This is a genomic window from Caballeronia sp. BCC1704 (assembly GCF_902833455.1).
Taxonomy (GTDB): domain Bacteria; phylum Pseudomonadota; class Gammaproteobacteria; order Burkholderiales; family Burkholderiaceae; genus Caballeronia.
Genome location: NZ_CADFFT010000002.1, coordinates 540089 through 557411, shown reverse-complemented (window position 1 = coordinate 557411; position 17323 = coordinate 540089). Strand labels below are relative to the sequence as shown.

Below are 17323 nucleotides of genomic sequence, written 5' to 3'. Positions count from 1 at the left end.
ATGCAGTGGGTCGGACCGTTGAGTGAAGAATGCAGTTCCGGCGGGACAATCCGTGTCCCGTTCGATTCGGACACGAAATAGCTCGATGCGGCCGGCTTACAGTTCGCTTCGGCCGCCGCTTTCCGGTTTCACGCCGAGACGTTCCATCAGGCGGCGGGCATCGAAAGGCGCTTGCACTTTCTGGTCGTTGTCGAAGTAGCAGTACACGTCGCGCGATGCGCGGCGGCGCGCCGCCGCCGTCGAAATGAGCCGCGCGTCCTCGACCTGCCCGCCCGCCGCCCATCGCTGGATGCGCCGCGTCCAGCCGTCGAGCGCGTCGTCGGAATAGGCGCCGCCGTAGAGCGTTTCCGTGCCGTGCAGCCGCAGATACATGAAGTCGGACGTGAGGTCTTCGGCATACGGCCAGTCCGCCACGGAGTCCGATACGACCAGCGCCGCCCCGTACTTACGCAGAAGCCGCACGAAGGCATCGGTGCAGAAGCTCGGATGGCGGATTTCGATGGCATGGCGCAGCGCCCGCTTGCGCCGCGCCTCGAACCACGGCTCTTTCACGCGCGTGTCGTGCTGCTGGGCGAGCGCGGCGGCGGCTTGCGTGTCCTTCGGCAAGAGTTCGAGAAACCGTTCGAACGATTCGGGCTTGAAACTGAAGTTCGGCGGAAACTGCCACAGGAAAGGCCCGAGTTTCTCGTCGAGCGCGAGCACGCCCGAAGCGAAGAAATTGGCGATGGCGGGAATCGCCGTTTCATCGCGAAAGCGCAGCATGTGGGTCAGATAGCGCGGCCCTTTCACGCTGAAAATGAAGCCGTCTGGCGTGGCCTCGTGCCAGGCGCGCCAGCTCGATAAGCTTTGCAGCGAATAATGCGATCCGTTGATTTCGACCGTCTGCACCGCGCGCGACGCGAATTCGAGTTCGCGCGCCTGCGCGAGCTTCTTCGGATAGAACACGCCGCGCCAGCCGGCATAACGCCAGCCCGAAATGCCGATGCGAATGTGTCCCTCCCGTCCCGGCATGGCGCTCACCTTTTGGGACGCAAGCAGCGGCGGCGCGCGATCATGCCGTCCGTTCCTCGGCATATTCCGGGCGCGCGCCGCTCGGCAGCCACGGCTCGCGGTGCACGCACCAGAGCTCGTAGGTCGGCTCGAAGAGGCCGGTTTCATCGAATGCGCCGAGCGGCAGATCCACTTCCGGGCGGCTCACGAATTCCATATACGCCACCGATCCGCACACCGGACAAAAATGACGCCGCCCGTCTTCCGAGCTTTCCCACGTTTTGAGCGCGCCGCTCATTTCCACCTGATCGCGGGGAAAGATCGCGTACGCACCGAACGCCGAGCCGTGCACGCGCCGGCAGGTCATGCAGTGACACAGCGCGACGCGCCGCGGCGTGCCCTTCGCGCGAAAGCGAAACGCGCCGCACGCGCAACCGCCTTCGTGAATCTCGCTGTTCATGGCGTTTCTCCACCACCGGGTCGAAGTGTCGAGCGAGAAGCACGTCCTGCGCCCGCTCTCGTGAAGTGGCACGGTTTGTTACGATAGCCGTTCACGATCGGAGACGGCACTCATGAGCACCTCGGGCACCATCGGCACCACCGGCACCTCTATCGCCTTACCTCTTCTGAAGCTGCTTCCCGGGCCGGGTTCGGAATTCGGTCCCGCCGCGTCCGACCTCGCCGCGCATGTCCTGTCCCACGCCCGTTTCGACGCGGCGGCCAACGCGCCGCTGCCGCGCGAGACCTTCGTCTCCGTCACCGTGGATGAAGCGATGTCGGACGAGTACGTGTTCCCGCTCGGCGATACCGGACAGTCGGTCGTGCTGACGGGCTACCGGATCGCGGCGGGCTTCATCGCCGAGCGCGCCGCGGACGAGTGGCTCGAACTGGCGCACAAGGCGCGCGTCGCGCAAGGATTGCCCGCCACGCCGCAAGCCGACGAACCGCCGCTCGCGCCCGATCCCGCCGAAGCCGATCAGTTGCTCGACCGCGCGCTCGAATGCGCCCAGCGCATCCTCGATCCGGTCGCGAGCCAGCCGGTGGCGTCGCTGTTCGAGGCGCATTACCGTGGCGGACGCGAATTCCTGCGCCTTTCGTGGGAAGGGCTGCCGGAAGATCTCGTGCCGGAATCGCGCCGGCCGCTCGCCGCGCTCGCGTCATCGCTGGAAAGCGGCGAGCGCCGCGAAAAGCGGGACTACGACCCGTACGGCCTGCAAGGCACCGACGACTACGACGTGGACCGCCCGCTCGCGTATCGCGAGAAAATCGGCCCGCTGCTCTTCACGATGACGTATCGCCACGAGTATCCGCAAGTCGACGACGAGCGGCTCGGCACCGCGTTCGCCGTCTTTCACGAAGCGGGCAGCGATATCGTCGCGGCCGCGGTCGAACTGAAGCTCGTGAAGGTGCCGCCGCTCACGAAGAGCGCCGACCTCGTCTACACGCTCGACACCTATTCGGGCGAAATGCTCTCGCTCGCGCTGGCATCGACGGAAGCGCTCGGGCACGAGCGGCTCTGCGAAATCTACAGCACGCACCGCGTGATCTACATCAGCAAGTGGGAAGTGCGTAAGCCGTGGCGTGGCGAAGGGCTCGGGGTCGCGCTGTTGCATCAGGCGCTGGAGCGCCTTCCCGCCGATGTCGAGGGCCGCCCGAACGCGCTGTGCGTCGCGCCCGAGCCGTATCAAACGGACATGCGCCACTTCGAGAAGCTGCCGCCGGTGCTGCGCGAGGAACTGCGGGCGCCCGCGCGGCGGCTGGAAGCGCATCTGACGAGCTGGCTCGAAACGTCGAAGCTGCCGATCGCCACGCATTTCTTCGTGCCGATGGCCAAGCACGCGGGCATCGGATCGGCGGGCGAGAACGCGCGCTGGATCGACCGGATCATGGAGAGCGAGGCGTGACGCCTTCCGGGCGCCGCCACCCGGTCAACGCATCGACGACGCGCTCGATCACCTCGATCCACTGACCCGGCGCGCGCTGGCGGAAAAGCCGCGCGGTTGGGTACCACGGCGAGTCGTCGCGGTCCTCGAGCCAGCGCCAGCAGGCGTTCGCGCACAGGAGTATCCACACCGGCTTGCCGAGCGCGCCGGCCAGATGCGCGACCGCCGTATCGACGGAAATCACGAGGTCCAGTGACGCGATGATCGCGGCCGTATCGGCGAAATCGGCGACGTCGTGCATCAGCTCGAGCGGGCGCAGCCGGCCGGGCAGCGCGGCAAGCTGGGCGCGCGCGGTCGGCCCTTTTTGCAGGCTCACGAACGTCACGCCGGGCGTGGCGAAAAGCGGCTCGCACAGACGCGCGTCGAGCCAGCGGCGGCTGAGCGCGCCGAACGAGTCCGGCATCCACGGGCGGGGCTCGCCCGACCATGCGATGCCGATCTTCGGCATATCCGGCAAGCGGCGCTTCCAATACTCGATGCGCGATGCGCTCGCGTGCAGATAAGGCGTCGCGCGGGGAATCGTGTCCAGCGTCGTGCCGGCGAGCGCGGGCAGGCTCATCAGAAAGCACCAGTAGTCGTGCCGCGGCAGCGCGGCGAGCGCATCGGGGGTTACGCATTGCACGACGCCATCGGCGGATTCGAGCAGCGCCGCGAGCGCCGGGGGGCACACGACCGTCAGCTTTGCCGCGCCTTGCGCCTTCAGCATCGGCAGATAGCGAATGAACTGGATGCTGTCGCCGAAGCCCTGCTCCGTGACCACGAGCAGCGACTTGCCCGCGAGCGGTTCGCCGCGCCATTGCGGATACGGCACCTGCGGCGGAAGAACCGAACGCTGCGAGAGACGCGCGTCGTAGCGGGCTTCGAAGCATGTCCAACCTTGCTCGAAGTCTCCCGCACGCAGGAGCGTCGTCGCGAGATTGAGCCGGGCATCGGCCGATTCGGGATCGACGCGCAGCGCCTCGCGGAACACGGCCTGCGCCTCCGCCGAACGCGCGTTGTCCTCGCGCAGCAGATTGCCGAGATTGATCAACGCGGCGCCAAAGCCCGGCCGAAGCGCCAGCGCCCGGCGATACGACGCTTCGGCTTCCGCCAGCCGCTCGCGACGGCCGAGCGCGACATCGCGGTAAATCACGTTCGCCAGATTGCAGTGCGCGTCCGCCGAATCCGGCTCGATGGCAAGCACCCGCCGATACGCCGCTTCGGCATCCTTCAGGCTGCCGAGCGCGTCCAGCACGCCGCCGAGGTTGTTCAGCGCGCCGGCGAAATCCGGACGCAGCGCGAGGGCGTTCCGGTAGGCGCTGCGGGCATCGCCGAGCGATCCCTGCGCGCTGTGCGCGTTGCCGAGATTGAAATGCGCGTCCGCCCAGTCCGGACGAGCGGCGACGGCCTGCCGAAGGTGCGCCACGGCTTCATCGAACCGGCCGGCGTCTTTCAGCAGATTGCCGAGGTTGTTGTGCGCTTCCGCGTAGCCGGGCCGCGCGGCCAGCGCCTGCCGATACGCCGCCTCCGCTTCGGGCAGGCGGCGCGCGTGCGCGAGCAGCGCCGCCAGGTTCAGATGCGCTTCCGCAAAATCCGGTTTCAGGCGCAGCGCCTCTCGGAAGGACGCTTCGGCTTCGTCGTTATGGCCGAGCTTCTGCGACACGTTCGCGAGGTTGTAATGCGCTTCGACGAAATCCGGCCGCAGTTCGATCGCCCGGCGATAGAGCGCCTGCGCGTCGCTCAGGCGGCCGCGCGCCGTCAGCGCGCTCGCGAAGTTGCTGTACGAACCCGCGTCGTTCGGGTGCTCCTCCATCGCGCGTTGCCAATAAGCATCGGCCAGTTCGTGACGATCGGCACGGAACGCGCACATCGCCGCGAGGTTCAGCACTTCGCTCGTCGCGGGACAGCGCGCAAGCATCGACGCGAGCAGCGCGAGCGCGTCGTCGAAGCGGGCGTTCGAATAGTGGGAAAAGGCGGCGTGATAGCGATCGGCGTCGGCTGTCATGGACGAATTCGGAGCGGACTTCACGCGATTGTGCGACGTGCGCAGCCGAGAAAACGTCACAAAGTGCGGCCTCGTTCCTGACAAATACCGAAACGATGGCAAGCGCGAGGCGAACGCGGATTTACTCGCCGATGCAGGATTTACGCGCGGCGCTCGGACCAATCCACGACAGAACGCCCGCGCGACAAGCCGTGGCACCCGACTTGCATAACCATGCGGTCGCGAATTGCCGAACGTTCGGTCGCCTTACAGTCGACTGCGCTTCGGCTCGCAGACACCTTGCGCCGCGCGGACCCGGGCACCGGCGCTCATCGGCCGAAAGTCGCGTCGGCCGCGAGCAATCAGCCCACGAAGACCCGAGCCGGACGACGCCCTTCCGAACGAGCGAGGAGCCTTCTTTCGCCATGTCTCCAGTCAATAAAGCTTCACCTCCCGTCGACGACGCGGCGCAAAAGCCGTCGCGCAGGCGCTTTCTTCAATCGGCCGCGGCGGCAGCGGCCGTGACTGCGACGCCGCTTGCGCAGGCGCAGCAAGCCGGATCGCAGCAAGCGGACGCGCAGGCAGCCACGCCGATGCCGCCGTCCGCCGCGCCGGTCATGCCGGTCAAGCTGACCATCAACGGTCATCCGTACGAATTGCAGGTCGAAGCGCGCACCACGCTACTCGATGCGTTGCGTGAATACGCGGGCCTCACCGGCACGAAGAAAGGCTGCGACCGCGGCCAGTGCGGCGCGTGCACGGTCATCGTCGGCGGCAGGCGCATCAATTCGTGTCTCACGCTCGCCGTCATGCACGAGGGCGAAAGCGTGACGACCGTCGAGGGCCTCGCGCCCGCCCCCGACAGCCTGAGCCCGCTGCAACAGGCGTTCATCGAAAAGGACGCCTTCCAGTGCGGCTACTGCACGCCGGGTCAGCTGTGCTCGGCGACGGCGCTGATCGACGAATACCGCAACGGCGACGCGAGCGCCGCCACCGCCGACGTGCGCTTTCGCCCGCCGCAACTCTCGGACGACGAAATCCGCGAGCGCATGAGCGGCAACATCTGCCGCTGCGGCGCGTACCCGAACATCGTCGCGGCGGTGAAGACCGTCGCTTCGACGCGCAGTTAAGGAGACGACATGGACGCGATCTCCTATCAGCGCGCCGCCGACATCGGCTCGGCGGTGCAGGCGGGCGGCCAGCCGGGCACGGTGTTCATCGGCGGCGGCACGAACCTGCTCGATCTCATGAAGAACGGCGTCGCGCGCCCGGCGCGGCTCGTCGATATCACGCATATCGACGGCCTCGGCGGCGTGACGCCGCTGCCGGACGGCGGCTTGCGCATCGGCGCGCTCGTGCGCAACAGCGACGCCGCCAATCACACGTGGGTGCGCGAGCGATATCCGCTGCTCTCGCAGGCGCTGCTCGCGGGCGCGTCGGCGCAACTGCGCAACATGGCGACCGTCGGCGGCAATCTGATGCAGCGCACGCGCTGCTATTACTTCTACGACACCGGCTTTCCCCAGTGCAACAAGCGCGCGCCGGGCAGCGGATGCGCCGCGCTCGACGGCAACACGCGCATTCACGCGATTCTCGGCGCGAGCAATCAGTGCATCGCGACGAATCCGTCGGACATGAGCGTGGCGCTCGCCGCGCTCGATGCCGTCGTGCGCGTGACCGGCCCGAACGGCGAGCGCGTCATTCCGTTCGCGGAGTTTCATCGGCTGCCGGGCGACCGGCCCGACCTCGATACGACGCTAAAACCGGGCGAGCTCATCACCGCCGTCGATCTGCCGCCGCCGCTCTTCGCCGACCACTCGAAGTATCTGAAGATCCGCGATCGGGCGAGCTACGCGTTCGCGCTCGTCTCAGTGGCGGCCGCGTTGCAGATGGACGGCAACACGGTCAGGACCGCGCGCATCGCGCTCGGCGGCGTCGCGCATAAACCGTGGCGTGCGAGCGCGACCGAGGCGGCGCTCGTCGGCAAGACGCTCGACGCCGCCACGCTGCAAAGCGCCGCCGCGCTCGCCGTACAGGGCGCGCAACCGCGACGCGATAACGCGTTCAAGGTGACGCTCGCGCAGCGGGCGATCGTACGCGCCGTTCAACAGGCAGGAAACGTCGCAGGAGGTGTCGCATGAGTGTCATCGGTCAACCGATGGATCGCACGGACGGCGTGCTGAAGGTCACGGGCCAGGCGCGCTATTGCGGCGACAACAGCGAGGCCAAGCTCGCGCACGCGGTGCTCATCACGAGCACGGTGGCGAAAGGCCGCATCGCGTCGATCGACGCGAGCCGCGCGCAGTCCATGCCCGGCGTGCTCTTCGTGATGACGTACCGCAACGCGATGCGGCTGCCGCACAGCGGCAAGCCCGACGCGCAGCCGCCCGCGATTCGCGGCCTGTCGCTCCTGCAAACCAACGACGTGCGTTACAGCAACGAGCCGGTGGCCGTCGTCGTCGCGGATACGCTCGAACATGCGCAGGGCGCGGCGCGTTTCGTCGATATTCGCTATGACGCCGCCACGCCGAACGCGGATTTCGACCGCGCGAGGCCCACGGCGTATCAGCCGCAAAAGATGATGGGCCGCGCGATCACGACGCAGCGTGGCGACGTGGACGCCGGCCTGCGTCAGGGTCCGACGCGGCTGAACACGGTCTACACGACGCCTATCGAGCATCACAATCCGATGGAGCCGCACGCGACGCTCGCGCGCTGGGACGGCCCGAAGCTCACGCTCTACGACACGACGCAAGGCGTCTCCGGCGCGCGCAGTTCGGTGGCGAAGTTCTTCGGCATTCCGGAGGACGACGTGCGCGTGATCTGCCCGTTCGTCGGCGGCGGCTTCGGCTGCAAGGGCTCCGTGTGGTCGCATGTTGTGCTGGCGGCGATGGCCGCGAAGCACACGGGGCGGCCGGTCAAGCTCGTGCTCGATCGCACGCAGATGTTCGGCATGGTCGGCAACCGGCCGTTCACCGAGCAGCGCATCGCGGTCAGCGCGCGCGAGGACGGCACGATGACCGGCATGCGCCACGACGTCGTATCGACGACATCGACATTCGAGGACTGGACCGAAAGCTCGGCGATCGTCACGCGCATGTCGTACGCGGTGCCGAATCTTTCCACGTCGCACAAGCTCGTGAAGCTGGATGTCGGCACGCCGACCTTCATGCGCGCGCCGGGCGAAATGAGCGGGTCGTTCGCGCTGGAAACGGCGATGGACGAAATGGCGTACCAGCTCGCGATGGACCCGCTAGCGCTGCGCATCAAGAACTACGCGAACATGGAGCCGCAGGAAAAGAAGCCGTGGTCCAGCAAGGCGCTGATGGAGTGCTATCAGGAAGGCGCGCAGAAGTTCGGCTGGTCGAAGCGCCGCGCCGCGCCGCGGTCGATGCGCGAGGGCAATACGCTCATCGGCTGGGGCGTGGCGACGGCGACGTATCCGGCCAATCGCAGCGAATCGTCTGCGATCGCGCGCATTCTGCCCGACGGCACCGCGATGGTCGCCGCCGGCACGCAGGATCTCGGCACCGGCACGTACACCGTGATGACGCAAGTGGCGGCGGACGCGCTCGGCTTTCCGCCCGCCTACGTTAACTTCGCGCTCGGCGATTCGTCGCTGCCGAAGGCGCCCGGCTCGGGCGGCTCGCAGTCGGTCGCGAGCGTGTCGCCGGCGGTGCAGGCGGCCTCCAGACAGGCGCGCGATCAGCTCATCGCGATGGCGATCGCCGACCGCGGCTCGCCCGTCGCGGGACTGTCGCGCGACGACGTGACCGTGAGCAACGGCTGGGTCGTGAGCCGATCGAACCCGGACAAGCGCGATCCGGCGGCGGCCGTGATCGCGCGCAACGGCGGCAAGCCGATCGAAGCCATCGCGACGACGAAGCCCGGCGACGAGAAGAAGGAGTACGCGTTCCACTCGTTCGGCGCGGTGTTCGCGGAAGTGCACGTCGATGCGGAGTTGGGCACGATTCGCGTGCCGCGCATCGTCGGCGTGTACGACGTCGGCAATCTGCTCAACGAAAAGACCGCGCATAGCCAGTTGATGGGCGGCATCGTGTGGGGCGTCGGCTCGGCGCTGATGGAAAAGAGCGATCTCGATCCGCGCTATGGCCGCTACACCAACGCCAATCTCGCGGAGTACCACGTGCCGGTGAACGCGGATATCGGGCAGATCGACATCGCGTTCGTCGGCAAGCCGGACCCGTTTATCAATCCGCTGGGCGTGCGGGGAATCGGCGAGATCGGTATCACGGGCGTGGCCGGGGCGATCGGCAATGCGGTGTATCACGCGACCGGCGTGCGCGTGCGGGATCTGCCGATCACGCTCGACAAAGTGATGCCACGCACCGCCTGAACGGCGCATCACGGCGGGGTCAGGCGCGGCATTTCTTCGCGCTTGCCCCGCCTCTCGTCGCACTGCACAATCGGCTTTCCTTGTCCTTCGAGCCGCGCGATGACCTACTCGTCCACTGCGACCGGCATCCTGCTGGCGGCGGGCCTCGGCACCCGCTTCGATCCTTCCGGCCTGCAAAACAAGCTCCTCGCGACGTTGCCCGGCGGCACGCCGGTCGTGTTCCAGTCCGCGCGGCGGCTGCTTTCGGTCGCCTCGGACGTGATCGCGGTCGTGCGGCCGGGCGCCGAAAAGCTCGCGGACGTGCTGAACGAAGCCGGCTGCGACGTGATCTTCAGCGCGGACGCCGCGCGCGGCATGGGCGCGACGCTCGCCGCCGCGGTGCGCGCGACGTCCGAAGCGGAAGGATGGATCGTCGCGCTCGGCGACATGCCGTGGATTGAGCCCTCGAGCATCGAAGCCGTCGCGCGGCCGCTGGATGCAGGTGCGGCGCTCGTCGCGCCGATGTATCGCGGGCAGCGCGGGCATCCGGTCGGCTTCGGGCTGGCCCACCGCGCGACGCTCGCCGCGCTCGATGGCGACGCCGGAGCGCGCGCCATCTTCGCGACAGCGGCGCCGCTTCTGGTGGGAGTCGACGACCCGAACGTGTTGCGCGACGTCGATCAGCCGGGCGATTTGCCGCAAGGCTAGCTGCACGCGGTCCGCAGCGTCAAAAGGGCACGACCATCTTAAAAAGGTTGCCTACCGGCCGGAGCCATCGCTAGAATTACTGTATGGATATACAGTACTTTTCGGCTTTTTCTGGTTCCGGTTTCCGATGAAAAGCGTCACTCTTGATCCGTCGTTCGCTGCATGGCGCACCGTCGCGCGCTCGCTCGTCATGGAGGGCGTGCCGCCGGAAGACGTGCTGTGGCGGGAATCGAGCGCATCGGCCACCGTGTTCGGCACCGTCGGTTCGCCGTGCGGCCCGGCGAACCCGAATGCGCCGAAGCCCGTGAAAATCGCCCGCGAATTTCTCGCCATGCTGGAAACGGCGGCGTGTTACCGCGCGCCGGACCGCTGGCCGTTTCTGTACAAGGTGCTGTGGCGCTGGACGCAGGGCGATCGCGCGGTGGCATCGCCCGAAGACGAGGACGGGCAGCGGCTCCTTCGAATGATCGAAATCGTGGAGGCGGAAGAAACCAGAATGCGCAAGACGCTGCGCTTCAGGCACCGGGATTCGTCGCTCGGGCCGCCGGAGTTCATCAGCTGGTGCGAGCCGGTGCACGACCTGCTGGAGCACGCCGCCATGTATTTCGCCACGCGCATGGGCAGCGCCACGTGGATGATCGCCACGCCGCACGGCGCGGCGTTCTGGGACGGCGCCCTGCTGCGCGTGGACCGCACGAGCGAGCCGGAGGAAAAGCCCATGGACTTCGGCGTGGGGCCGGACGCCATGAGCGGCGAGGCCGTGAGCGGCGACGCCATCGAGGCATTGTGGCTCGCGTATTACGAGAGCACCTTCACGCCGGCGCAGGAAAATGCCGCCGAAATGGCGTCGCACATGCCGGTGCGCTACTGGAAGAACTCGGACAACAAGCGCGCCGATCCCGCGCTGATCGCCCGCGCCGATCCTTACACGCGGCGCGACCGCCATCCGTGCAACGTGCCGGCGGACATGGAAGTCGCGCTGAATACGGATCTGGAGCCGCTCAACGGCACGTCGCTGAAGGAGCCGCCCTCGCTTGACGCGTGCAAACGCTGCTCGCTCTGGCGCAACGCGACGCAGGCCGTGCCGGGCGCGGGTCCGGCGGGTGCGCGCGTCATGCTGGTCGGCGAGCAGCCGGGCGATCACGAAGACCGCGAGGGCAAGCCGTTCGTCGGTCCGGCGGGGAAACTGCTCGACGAGGCCATCCGCGAGGCGCAGCTCGAACGCGAGTCGCTTTATCTGACCAACGCGGTGAAGCATTTCAAGTGGGACGCGCACGGGCAGAACAACGAGCGGCTGCATGTCACGCCGTCGCAACGCGAGCGCGAAGCCTGCCGTCACTGGCTCGACGAAGAACTGACGCGCATCGGGCCGAAGGTGGTCGTCGCGCTCGGGGCCACGGCGCTCAAGGCGCTGACCGGGCATCGCACGGCGCTTTCCGAGTATCTCGGCAAAACGATCGAGCACAAGGGGCGCATTGTCGTGCCGACCTATCATCCGTCGTATCTGCTGCGCCTGACCGACGACAAAATCCGCGCGGAAGTGTTCGGAACCATTGTCGAAGCGCTCGTGTTCGCGCAGCAAATCGCCGACGGCACCGCCACCGTGCGCACGCCGGTCAAGGACCCGACGCGCTGACGTCAATTGCAACAACCGGAAACAGAGCGCAACAAGACGAAAGCATCGTCAACGGTCGTGTAAGCAATGCGTTATACCGGTGTCGCGCCGCTTGGGCGCTTTCTTCCAGACACTTTCATGGCCGCTCTTCCGCTCGACGCCTTGCAGCAGCAACTTTCCGTGACCGCGCTCGTACCGAAGTCGGCGCGCCAGTTGAGCACCGAACGCGAGCGCATCGTCGCCCGCGCCGGCTGGCTGCTGAATGCGACCATCGCGCTGGCGGTCGTCGGCGCGGCGCTCGTCGCGTGGCTGCCGTTTTCGCCGCTGCCGCGCGAGATCCGCTTCGGCGTGCAGGAAGTGCTGGCCGTCGCGGCGTTCGCCTCGTGCCTGTTCCTGCTTCACGAGCGCGCCGAACTCATGCTCGGCCTCTACGATTACGAGCCCGTCGAGCAGACGACGCAGGGCGAATTGCGCGCGCTCCTGCATCGCGTGCCGGAAGGCGCGTCGTATCAGCAGGCGCTCGCCGCCGATAACCGCACCTTCGTCACCGGCGAAATCGACGGCATCCGCCGCCGCGCCGACGCCTTCACGCCGCAAACCTTGCCTGCCGAGGACGGTCCTACCGAGACTTGAGCCTTCTGGCATCCTCCGGCAACGAAAACCGCCGCTCTCGCTTAACGCGAAGCGGCGGTTTTACTTTGGCTTTGCGCCTTACCGCACGGTCAGCTGGGCATGCGACGTGCTGGAACTACTCCCGCAGTCCGCTTACGCGGCCACGCCCTTTGCAGGAGTCAGAATGCGAGCCCATCCCTTTTCCGAACTGACCGACGTGCTCTCACCGGATCTCGCGCTCGTTCCCGATGCGCCGAGCGCCGGACCGCGCGCGCCGTCGGGCGACATGTCGGACGCGGAATACGACGAACTCGTCGCGTTTCACGGCATCGAACGCGAGCGGCTGGTGCTGATTCATCCGGGCAGTCACCTGTCCACGCCCGCGTGGAGCGCCGAGCAATACGCCGATGTCGCCGATCAGCTCGCCGCCGATGGCTGGCAGATCGCGATTGTCGGCGACGCGCCCGATCCCGAGCGGACCGCCGGCGTGCTCGGCGCGATGCAGACGGCGGCACTCTTTCTGGCGGGCGCGGTCGGGCCGCGCACGCTGCCGCGCCTGATCGCGGATGCACAGCTTCTCCTCTCCGACGACGCCGCCGCGCCCTCGCCCGTCGCGGTCGCGCGCGCGCTCGGCACGCCGCATATCGTGCTCGCCGAGCAGCCGCGCGCCGTCGGCAGCGATACGATCACGCGACGCGCGCGCGCCGAACTATCCGATGTCGAGCACGCGCATCCGGGCCGTCCGTTCACGCTGCACATGCCAGCCGTGTACGATGCCTCGTGACCTTCTTTCGGGGACCATCATGAAATTCGACTTGCAGACCAGTCCGGTTCCGGACCCGATTGCGGACCCGAACCGTGATCCGGAAGCCGATCCGCTCACGCCGCCCTCGCCGGGGCATCGCCCGGAAGAGCCGCAGCATCCCGACGCGCCGCCCGACAAGGACCCGATCCGGCGCTTCTGAGCCGCCGCGCGAGCCTCGCTTTACGGGTATCCCCGCCCTTCAACCGCCGCATCGCCTGCCGTAAAGCAGACGAGCGGCGGCGTGCGCCGTCGCTTCGTGGAAGACACGTTAATCCAACGAAGACATCGCGGGCGCACCTATGAACAAAATGACGTTGAACAAGAAGCTCGGCTCGCTGATCGCCGTGCTGTGGATCGGGCTGATCGCCATCGGCGTGATCGGCGCGTGGCAGAACCGCGCGTCGATGATCGACGACCGCAAGGAGCAGCTGAAGTCGCTCGTCGGCGAGGCGCATGCGATCGTTTCCCACTACGCCGCGCTCGCCGCCAACAAGACCCTGACCGACGACGAAGCCAAGAAACAGGCGCTGTCGGTTGTCGCCGCGATCCGTTACGGCAAGGACGGCTATCTGTCGATCAACGACTCGCACCCGACCATGGTCATGCATCCGATCAAGCCCGCGATGATCGGCCAGGACATGTCGAATTACACCGATCCGGCGGGCACGCGGCTCTTTGTCGATATCGTCAAGGCAGGCGACCAGCCGGGCGGCGGCTTCGTCAACTATCTCTGGTCGAAGCCGGGCAACGACAAGCCGGTCGCCAAGCTCTCGTATTCGCAACGGTTTGCGCCGTGGGACTGGTACATCGTGACCGGCATGTACATGGACGACGTGCAAAGCGCGTTCTATGCGAGCGCGCTGCGCTGGCTGCTCGTCACGGTGCTCCTCGGCGCGGCGGCGACGGTGGCGATGCTCGTCGTCGTGCGCAGCATCAAGCGCAATCTCGGCGGCGAACTGGAATTGGCAGTGGGCGCCGCGCACCGCATGGCGGAGGGCGACCTGACGACCGCCGTGACCGTGCATCCGGACGACACGACGAGCCTGCTCCACGCCCTTTCGACGATGCAGCGCGGACTCGTCGAGACCGTTTCGCGCGTGCGCAACGGGACCGAGAATATCAACGTGGGCGCCTCCGAAATCGCCGCGGGCAACACCGACCTTTCGCAGCGCACCGAAGAACAGGCGGCCGCGCTCGTGCAGACGGCGTCGAGCATGGACGAAATGACCGCCAACGTGAAGAACAACGCGCAAAGCGCAGCTCAGGCGGCGCAGCTCGCGGGGCAGGCGGCCGACGTGGCGACGCGCGGCAGCGGCGTGGTCAACGAAGTCATCGACACGATGACACGCATCACCGCGAGTTCGCAGCAGATCGGCGACATCATCGGCGTGATCGACGGCATCGCGTTCCAGACGAACATTCTGGCGCTGAACGCCGCGGTGGAAGCGGCGCGCGCGGGCGAACAGGGCCGCGGCTTCGCGGTGGTCGCGGCGGAAGTGCGCAGCCTCGCGCAACGCTCTGCAACGGCGGCCAAGGAAATCAAGGCGCTGATTGAGACGTCGACGCAGACGGTGCAGCAAGGCGCGTCGCTCGTTTCGAACGCGGGCGCGACGATGGGCGAGATCGTGCAGTCGGTGCGCCGCGTGAACGAGATTCTCGACGAAATCAGCGATGCCTCGCGCGAGCAGAGCGCGGGCATCGAACAGGTGAATCGCGCGGTCGTCGAAATGGACCAGGTGACGCAGCAGAACGCGGCGCTCGTCGAGCAAGCCGCGGCCGCCGCGCATTCGCTGAAGGATCAGGTGGATGTGCTGCGCGAGGCGATCGGCAGTTTCAAGCTGCCCGCGTAGCTTTCACACAGCCGGGCGGCTCACGCTTCCAGAAACCGCTCGACGAGCCGCGCCCAGTACGCCGCGCCGACCGGCAGATTCTTGTCGTTGAAGTCGTAATGCGGGTTGTGGACCATGCAGCCGTCCTCGCCCGCACCGTTGCCGATGCGCAGGAACGTGCCCGGCCGCTCCTGCAACATGAATGCGAAATCCTCGCTGCCCATTAGCAGATCCGCGTGCGCGACGACGTTTTCCTCGCCGACCAGTTCACGCGCCACTTGCGTCGCGAACTCGGTCTGCGCGTCCGAATTGACGACGACCGGATAGCCTTCGAGATACTTCACCGTCGCTTTTGCGCCGTAGCTCGCCGCCTGCGACTCGACCAGTTCCTGAATGCGGCGCTTGAGCAGCGCGCGCACTTCCGGGCTGAACGAGCGCACCGACAGTTCGAGCGTCGCGCGGTTCGGAATGACGTTATTGACCGTCCCCGCATGCATGGAGCCGACGGTCACGACGGCGGGCTGCGCCGGGTCGACGTTGCGCGCGACGATCGTCTGAAGCGCCATCACGATGCTCGCCGCGACGACCACCGGATCGACCGACAGATGCGGCCGCGCCGCATGACCGCCGACGCCTTCGATCACGATCGACACCTGATCGCCCGCCGCCATGAACGGCCCCTTGCGGAACAGGAAGGTGCCGGGCTGCGCGCCCGGATGGTTGTGCACGCCGAACACGGCGTCGCAATGGAAGCGGTCGAAGAGACCCTCCTCGATCATCTTTTGCGCGCCGCTCGGCACGCCGTGCTCTTCCGCCGGCTGAAAATATAGGTGCACCGTGCCGTTAAAGCGCCGAGTGCGCGCCAGATGGCGCGCCGCGCCGAGCAGCATGGTCGTGTGGCCGTCGTGACCGCACGCGTGCATTTTGCCGGGCGTTTCGCTCGCGTACGGTTTGCCGGACTGTTCGAGAATCGGCAGCGCGTCCATGTCCGCGCGCAGGCCGATGCTCTTGGTCCCGTCGCCCGCCTTCAGCGTGCCGACGACGCCCGTGCCGCCGACGCCGCGCGTCACCTGCCAGCCCCACTCTTCCAGCTTCGCGGCGACGAGCGCGGCGGTGCGCGTCTCTTCGTACGACAACTCCGGATGCCGGTGGATGTCGTGGCGAATCTCGCGCAGCGAGAGCGCGTCGTCGGCGAGATCGGCGATTTCGGTGTAGCGGTGGTCGGACGAAACGGTCGTCATGGAAGAAGCCCTTGCTAAAGATGAGTCTTGCGGCGCGCCGCAAAGTGCTGAAGCCGCGCAGCCGCGAAAGCAGAAAGGCGCACATCTTCCTCCAGTCGGCCGATGCTTGCCAGTTCCGCGTGACGCGCTGTGCGTTTTTTGCACGGTGGCTGCGCGTGGGCGGCGCGGACTGGCTTTCTCAGAGGCTGGCGAAACGTTTGGAATCGAAGCCGCAATTCCGCGCGATGCGGATATGAGGCCGCACGAGCGTCTGCCGCGTGGCGGAAATGCTGAGACACGGCACGGTCGCATCCACGCCGGAACGCGCTTCGCGTAGAAGTCTGGCGCTTCGCGCCGCTGCGTCTACTGCCCGGCGCTGGTCGCGCTGGCAGGCGTCACCTTCACCGCCGCCGCCGATACGAACACGGCGTGAACCGTATCGCCCTTTCTCAGCTTCTGCTCTTCGAGCGCCGGCGAGATGTCCAGCGTCTCCGTGCGCCACGGGCCGCGCAGCGTAATCGTGTGCCGTTTGTTATCGATATGTTCGACGGTCGCGAGAATCTCCACCCGCCTCGACGACTCAAAACCGCTCGCGCCGCCCGGCCCGGACGCGGGCGCGATCGACTGCGTGTCGACGCGCGTGCGCACGCCCTTGCCCCGTCCGTTCACTTTCTCGGCCGTCACGAGAAGAGCGTTCTTATAGAGCACGTCCACCTTGTCGCCGACGTGGAGCTGGTCGAAATTCGTCACCTCCTTGCTGACGATGAACGAAGCATCGCCACGCGGACCGTGAACCGTCACCATGCGGCTTGCGGGATCGATGCCGGTGATCGTCGCCTGAATGTGGACCGGCTGCGCAGAAGCGATGACTTCCTGCGCCTCCTTGCTCAACGCGTCGTCGGCTTGCGCGAATACCGCGCCGGGCGTTGCGACGATGATTGCGAACGAGGCCGAGGCCATCGTCGCGAGAAATGGAAACACGCGCCGTTTCGTCTTCATGTGCGTAGGCTCCTTGCCGAAGGGTTCAGTGCCTGCCATTCAATATCACGTTGCTCGGGCGGCTGAAATCGAATCGCTCTATGCGTTGCGGCGGCACCAAAGAATCGTCTAATCGAATGTCAAACATCGTCGATTCGACGATCATCTGCACCGACTTCGACCCCTCAAGGCGGATTTCCCGGCGAACCGGTAGAATCGGCTGCCTGATGGCGACCGTCTGCGTCGCGTCTTGTGAATCCACACCAACCTTCTTTCATGGGGCGGAGCGCAGCGCAACGAGCGCCGACCCGGCCCGACAGGGGC

Annotated in this window: 16 protein-coding genes; 10 read left to right on the top strand and 6 right to left on the bottom strand. The window is 66.9% G+C overall.

Going from position 1 to position 17323, the window contains the following annotated elements; genetic code table 11:
* Nucleotides 1–96 precede the first annotated feature (96 nt).
* The gene (locus HWX53_RS12205; protein WP_244140087.1) at nucleotides 97–1011 is read right to left on the bottom strand and encodes a DUF72 domain-containing protein; all 915 of its coding nucleotides are present in this window, start codon (nucleotides 1009–1011) and stop codon (nucleotides 97–99) included.
* A 40-nt stretch (nucleotides 1012–1051) separates the two neighbouring features.
* Nucleotides 1052–1450, bottom strand: coding sequence for a GFA family protein (locus tag HWX53_RS12200; RefSeq protein ID WP_175941084.1), 399 nt, complete (start codon nucleotides 1448–1450; stop codon nucleotides 1052–1054).
* Nucleotides 1451–1562: 112 nt separating this feature from the next.
* Between HWX53_RS12200 and HWX53_RS12195 the strand changes: the two genes are divergently transcribed.
* Nucleotides 1563–2894 (top strand): GNAT family N-acetyltransferase, encoded by a 1332-nt coding sequence (locus tag HWX53_RS12195; RefSeq protein WP_175941083.1) that lies wholly within the window; start codon nucleotides 1563–1565, stop codon nucleotides 2892–2894.
* On the opposite strand, the gene HWX53_RS12190 is transcribed toward HWX53_RS12195, so the two are convergent.
* Entirely contained in the window at nucleotides 2875–4917 is a 2043-nt protein-coding gene (locus HWX53_RS12190; RefSeq protein WP_244140086.1) for a tetratricopeptide repeat protein, read from the bottom strand. The two genes, HWX53_RS12195 and HWX53_RS12190, sit on opposite strands and share 20 nt — an antisense overlap.
* Before the next feature lie 404 nt (nucleotides 4918–5321).
* On the opposite strand from HWX53_RS12190, the gene HWX53_RS12185 reads away from it, so the two are divergent.
* From HWX53_RS12185 to HWX53_RS12145, 9 genes are all read left to right on the top strand, one after another.
* On the top strand, nucleotides 5322–6026 hold the full coding sequence (locus HWX53_RS12185; RefSeq protein WP_175941082.1) for a 2Fe-2S iron-sulfur cluster-binding protein: 705 nt from the start codon (nucleotides 5322–5324) through the stop codon (nucleotides 6024–6026).
* A gap of 9 nt (nucleotides 6027–6035) precedes the next feature.
* Complete coding sequence (locus HWX53_RS12180) at nucleotides 6036–7037, top strand: xanthine dehydrogenase family protein subunit M (RefSeq protein ID WP_175941081.1); 1002 nt, start codon at nucleotides 6036–6038, stop codon at nucleotides 7035–7037.
* The gene (locus HWX53_RS12175) at nucleotides 7034–9253 is read left to right on the top strand and encodes a xanthine dehydrogenase family protein molybdopterin-binding subunit (protein ID WP_175941080.1); all 2220 of its coding nucleotides are present in this window, start codon (nucleotides 7034–7036) and stop codon (nucleotides 9251–9253) included. The genes HWX53_RS12180 and HWX53_RS12175 overlap by 4 nt, the downstream gene beginning before the upstream one ends.
* A 99-nt stretch (nucleotides 9254–9352) precedes the next feature.
* Entirely contained in the window at nucleotides 9353–9940 is a 588-nt protein-coding gene (locus HWX53_RS12170; protein ID WP_175941079.1) for a nucleotidyltransferase family protein, read from the top strand.
* A gap of 127 nt (nucleotides 9941–10067) precedes the next feature.
* Nucleotides 10068–11576, top strand: a complete 1509-nt coding sequence (locus tag HWX53_RS12165) for a UdgX family uracil-DNA binding protein (RefSeq protein WP_175941078.1) — start codon at nucleotides 10068–10070, stop codon at nucleotides 11574–11576.
* 117 nt (nucleotides 11577–11693) lie between these two features.
* On the top strand, nucleotides 11694–12188 hold the full coding sequence (locus tag HWX53_RS12160; protein WP_175941077.1) for a hypothetical protein: 495 nt from the start codon (nucleotides 11694–11696) through the stop codon (nucleotides 12186–12188).
* Nucleotides 12189–12351: 163 nt separating this feature from the next.
* On the top strand, nucleotides 12352–12951 hold the full coding sequence (locus HWX53_RS12155; protein ID WP_175941076.1) for a glycosyltransferase family 9 protein: 600 nt from the start codon (nucleotides 12352–12354) through the stop codon (nucleotides 12949–12951).
* Between the two features lie 19 nt (nucleotides 12952–12970).
* Nucleotides 12971–13132, top strand: a complete 162-nt coding sequence (locus tag HWX53_RS12150) for a hypothetical protein (RefSeq protein WP_175941075.1) — start codon at nucleotides 12971–12973, stop codon at nucleotides 13130–13132.
* Nucleotides 13133–13280: 148 nt separating this feature from the next.
* The gene (locus tag HWX53_RS12145) at nucleotides 13281–14822 is read left to right on the top strand and encodes a methyl-accepting chemotaxis protein (RefSeq protein WP_175942381.1); all 1542 of its coding nucleotides are present in this window, start codon (nucleotides 13281–13283) and stop codon (nucleotides 14820–14822) included.
* A 20-nt stretch (nucleotides 14823–14842) separates the two neighbouring features.
* Here HWX53_RS12145 and HWX53_RS12140 read toward each other — a convergent pair whose 3' ends face one another.
* The 3 genes from HWX53_RS12140 to HWX53_RS12130 form a co-directional block, all read right to left on the bottom strand.
* The gene (locus tag HWX53_RS12140; protein ID WP_175941074.1) at nucleotides 14843–16042 is read right to left on the bottom strand and encodes a M20 aminoacylase family protein; all 1200 of its coding nucleotides are present in this window, start codon (nucleotides 16040–16042) and stop codon (nucleotides 14843–14845) included.
* A 342-nt stretch (nucleotides 16043–16384) separates the two neighbouring features.
* Entirely contained in the window at nucleotides 16385–17020 is a 636-nt protein-coding gene (locus tag HWX53_RS12135) for a hypothetical protein (protein ID WP_241269975.1), read from the bottom strand.
* Between the two features lie 25 nt (nucleotides 17021–17045).
* Nucleotides 17046–17261: a hypothetical protein gene (locus tag HWX53_RS12130; RefSeq protein ID WP_175941073.1), complete on the bottom strand. Its 216-nt coding sequence runs from the start codon at nucleotides 17259–17261 to the stop codon at nucleotides 17046–17048.
* Nucleotides 17262–17323: the final 62 nt, after the last annotated feature.